Annotated in this window: 2 protein-coding genes and 1 pseudogene; 2 read left to right on the forward strand and 1 reads right to left on the reverse strand. The window is 66.9% G+C overall.

From position 1 onward, the window contains the following. Both RLDS_RS56770 and RLDS_RS29405 read left to right on the forward strand, forming a co-directional pair. Positions 1-186, forward strand: a pseudogene (locus RLDS_RS56770) (efflux transporter outer membrane subunit); the annotation flags it as partial. Next, on the forward strand, positions 183-1,043 hold the full coding sequence (locus RLDS_RS29405; RefSeq protein ID WP_020819435.1) for a class I SAM-dependent methyltransferase: 861 nt from the start codon (positions 183-185) through the stop codon (positions 1,041-1,043). The pseudogene RLDS_RS56770 and the gene RLDS_RS29405, both read left to right, overlap by 4 nt. A 7-nt stretch (positions 1,044-1,050) precedes the next feature. Here the strand turns inward: RLDS_RS29405 and RLDS_RS29410 are convergent. Beyond that, a partial coding sequence (locus RLDS_RS29410; RefSeq protein WP_021224262.1) for a TolC family protein occupies positions 1,051-1,484 on the reverse strand: 434 nt, incomplete at its 5' end.

Here is a 1,484-nt window from a genome sequence, read left to right on the forward strand (position 1 = left end):
GGGATTGAACTGCTTGCGGCCGAGCGCCTCCTGCACGAAGCTGAAACCGCCTGTGCCCGCGCGCATGCCACAACGGCGGTGCAACTGGTGGCGTTGTACAAGGCGATCGGTGGGGGCTGGGACTTGCCCGATGCGCCGACTTCCAAACACGTTTCAATTGGTGCCACAGTGGGAGAAGGGCAATGAATGACGCTGACGGGAACAGCAAGGAACCGGCCGCGCACGACTGGGCGGGGGAAGCGGGCACACGCTGGCTCGCCCAGCTCGACCGTTTCGAGAGCATGATCGAACCGATCGGCGCAGCGCTGCTCGCGCGAGCAGCCTATGTTGCCGGGGAGAAGGTGGTCGATATCGGCTGCGGCGGCGGCTGGACGACGAGGCGGATCGCCGAAAGGACGGGCAACACGGGATTGGCGCTCGGCCTCGACATATCGCCCGAACTGGTGGCGGCGGCAACGGATCGGGCGCAGCGCGCCGGTCTTGCCAACATCCGCTTCGAACAAGGCGACGCCGCGACGGCCATGCCCGAAGAAGCCCCCTTCGACCGGCTGCATTCCCGCTTCGGCACGATGTTCTTTCCCGAACCCTATGCCGCATTCGCCAATCTGCGCCGGATGCTGCGTGCCGGTGGACGGCTCGACATCGCGGTGTGGGCGCCGATCGCCGACAATCCGTGGCAGCGCAATGTCATGGCCGCGATCCGCCGGCATATCGACCTGCCCACGCCGCAGCCGCGCGAGCCCGGCCCCTTCGCGCTGGGCGAGCAGGATTATGTCACCGATCTTCTGCAAAGCGCCGGCTTCTGTGACATATCGTTCGACGCCTGGACGGGCGAGCAGCGCGTCGGCGGACCCGGCAGCGATCCCGAGAGCGCCACCCGCTTCGTGCTCGACGGCATGCAGGTCGGCGATCTCGTCCGGGCGAGCGGGGACGACACACGCGCAGCCGTTCACCGCAGCCTGGTCGAACTGTTCGAGCGCAATTGCGATAATGAAGGTGTTCGCATGGGCGCGAAAGCCTGGCTGGTGAGCGCCCGCGCGTGACCTGGCGTCAACCGCCATCCTCATCGTGAACCACCCACAGGCTATGCGAATCGATTTCCAGCTTGAGCAGGGCGCGGGCCGCTTCCGATCGCGCCATGATCTCGGACCGGCGCGCTTCACCCGCCTGACGGCGGGCATAGAGCAGGTCGGCAAGGTCGATCTGGCCGAGCTGGTAGCCACGTTCGGTTCGGGCCAGCGCACTAGCGGCGCTTTGCGCTGACAGATCCGTGTTTTTCCACGCCTCCAGCCGCAATGTGGCGCTGGACAGATCGGCATCCGCGATGGCCCTCACGGTCCGCTGGACGGACATATGCTCAAGCTGCGCGGCATTGCCTTCCGCGGAAGCCCGGTCCGCCGCCGCGCGTCTGTGACCGCCGCCCAGCGGCATCGACATGACCACCCCCGCGCCCTGCTCCATGCCGCTCCGCTCACTGAACAGCC

It is taken from the genome of Sphingobium lactosutens DS20 (assembly GCF_000445105.1).
In the GTDB taxonomy this organism is placed as follows: Bacteria; Pseudomonadota; Alphaproteobacteria; order Sphingomonadales; family Sphingomonadaceae; genus Sphingobium; species Sphingobium lactosutens.